Below are 2,742 nucleotides of genomic sequence, written 5' to 3' on the forward strand. Positions count from 1 at the left end.
CTTATAGACATACAAATATAGACATACAAACGATATATAAAATGTTTTTAAGCCCACTATTCGTAGTGGGCTTATATAGAAAGGAAATTAGTGAACCGTAAAGATTTAATTGATCGATTACAAGAACTTTATAAAGATGAAGATAGCCGCGTAACTATTAACCCGCATGCAGAGCAAAAGGTTGCCATCGTCTATCCTAATACATATTTCGTTGGCATGAGTAATCTAGGCCTCCACATTATTTATGAGGAAATCAACTTACGTCATGATAGCGTATGCGAACGCATCTTTTTACCTGAGAAGAAGGAATTGGAAGCGTACGATAAAACTAAGACATCATTGATGAGTGTTGAAACACAGCGGCCTATGCATCAATTTGATGTAGTGGCCTTTGACGTGACCTTTGAAATGGATTATTTCAACATTCCTCTTATGTTGCGTCATGGTCGTGTACCAATTATGGGGAAAGACCGTACGGAGTTCGATCCTATCGTTATTGCCGGTGGTCCTTGTGCCACCTTTAATCCAGAGCCTTTTGCTGATTTTATCGATGCTTTTATCATCGGTGAAGGGGAAGGCATCGTTAGTCGCGTGCTCGATATTATTCGAGATGGCAAACTAGAAGGCTTAGATCGCCACGCTATTTTACGCCAATTAGCAGACGTATCAGGTGTATACGTACCGTCCTTATATGTGCCTATTTATAGTGAAAATGGTGTATTTAAAGGTTATGATATCGCAGAAGGTGTACCGAAAACGATTAAACGTCATTTTGAAATGCTCACTAGCGGTGGTGAAACCGTAGTGGCTACAAACTATACCGAGTTTGGCGCCATGTATATCATCGAGGTGGCCCGTGGATGTGGGCGCCATTGTCGATTCTGTATGGCTGGCTATTGCTTCCGTGTACCTCGCGTACGACCGTTGGAAATATTAAAAGAAGGCGTAGATAGAGCAGAAAAATTAGGTAAAAAAGTAGGCCTTATGGGGGCTGCTATTTCTGATTATCCAGAGGTAGACGAACTAGTTAATTATATTCGCTCAAAAGATATGCGTTATTCCTGTGCATCCTTACGGGCGGACTCCTTAACGCAAGCCGTAGTAGATGGCTTGGCAGACAGCGGTCAAAAGACGATTACCATTGCCCCAGAAACAGGCAGTGAACGGTTACGCCGTGTTATTAATAAAGGGATTAGTGAAGAGCATTTGAAAAATGCTGCCACTTTATCTGCTAAGTCTGGCATTCAACATATGCGCCTCTATATTATGATTGGATTACCTACAGAAACAGACGAAGATATTGAAGCAATCGTAGGCCTTGCAGAACGGACGCAAGCCCATATGGCAGAGGTGGGATGTAAAGGGCGATTAACGCTCAGCATTAATCCATTTATTCCGAAGCCTTTTACACCGTTCCAATGGATGGCCATGGATAATCAAAAAACGGTAGAGAAAAAGTTACAGTATATTAAAAAAGCACTACAAAAGAACCGCCGTATTGAGGTGCTCGTAGAGTCCCCAAAAGAAGCATATATTCAAGGTGTATTAGCTCGTGGAGATCGTCGCCTTGGTGCGGTTCTTGCAGCCTGTGCAGCAGACCGAGGTAGTAAGTCCTTTAAGGCTGAAATGAAGGCGGCAGGTCTTGATATGGATGAGCTGAATTATCGAGAACGTAGTTTTGATGAATTCTTGCCATGGAGCCACTTAGATATGGGCATGGACGAAGGTTATCTTGAAATGGAATGGAAGCGCTCCGTCGATGAAGCGTATACACCGCCGTGTGTGCAAGGCTGTAAACGTTGTGGTGTTTGTAAATAGGAGATACTCATGAATGAATCTGTAAAACGTATAGATGTAAAAGGACCTCATGGTACTTGGTCCTATGAAGCACCTAATTGGGCGGAACAGTTCCCTATCCTTATGGGTGATACCTATCGTCATGGTGGCGTATCTCAGGCCCCTTATGCATCACTAAATTTAGCATTTCACGTAGGGGATGAGCCTCAGAATGTACGGGCTAATCGAGCTATTGTGGCGGACCATCTAAGCGTAGATCCAAAGCGTATTTCCTGTGGTAATCAAGTACATGGTCTGAAGGCTGTAGAAATTACAGAAAATCTCATTGGTGCTGGTGCCCTTGGAGAGGATACGGCTATTGCTGATTGTGATGCTGTATTTACAAAGTTACCAAATGTACCACTCTTTTTATTTACTGCCGATTGTGTAGCTGTAGGTATTTATGATGCTAAGCATCATGCTATCGCTACAGTGCATGCAGGCTGGCGTGGAGCGATAGGACATTTGCCTGTACTTACCATTGAAGCTATGAAAGAAGCTTATGGTACTGAATTTAAAGATTGTTATATCTATCTTGGGCCTAGTATTGGACCAGAATCCTTTGAAGTCGATGTAGAGTTAGGGAAACGTTTTGAATTAGCATGGCGTGGTATGACCGACCGTAGTGTGGCTGATGTTGTAAACTATCCAGGTGATAAACTAGATAAAGCCTATATCAACTTATGGAACTTTATTGCCGAAGGACTTATGGTGAATGGTGTACCTAAAGAAAATATCTCTATTGGTGGTACTGATACAGTAACAGATAGAGATTGTTATTCCTATCGTCGGGAATCTGGTAAAACAGGTCGCATGGCATTATTTAGTATGCTACAAGAACAATAGTAGTAGATTCTCATCAATATTAGTATTAGGCTTTTACTAGAGGCTTTTACCCTGTCTCTT

Annotated in this window: 2 protein-coding genes; both read left to right on the forward strand. The window is 42.1% G+C overall.

Annotated features, from left to right (window positions below):
• Positions 1 to 90: 90 nt before the first annotated feature.
• On the forward strand, positions 91 to 1,818 hold the full coding sequence (locus QZ334_RS07820; protein WP_287499536.1) for a radical SAM protein: 1,728 nt from the start codon (positions 91 to 93) through the stop codon (positions 1,816 to 1,818).
• A gap of 9 nt (positions 1,819 to 1,827) precedes the next feature.
• Positions 1,828 to 2,682 (forward strand): peptidoglycan editing factor PgeF, encoded by an 855-nt coding sequence (gene pgeF / locus QZ334_RS07825; RefSeq protein ID WP_295233414.1) that lies wholly within the window; start codon positions 1,828 to 1,830, stop codon positions 2,680 to 2,682.
• The last annotated feature ends 60 nt before the right edge of the window (positions 2,683 to 2,742 follow it).

The organism is Veillonella sp., assembly GCF_019414865.1.
Taxonomy (GTDB): Bacteria; Bacillota; Negativicutes; order Veillonellales; family Veillonellaceae; genus Veillonella.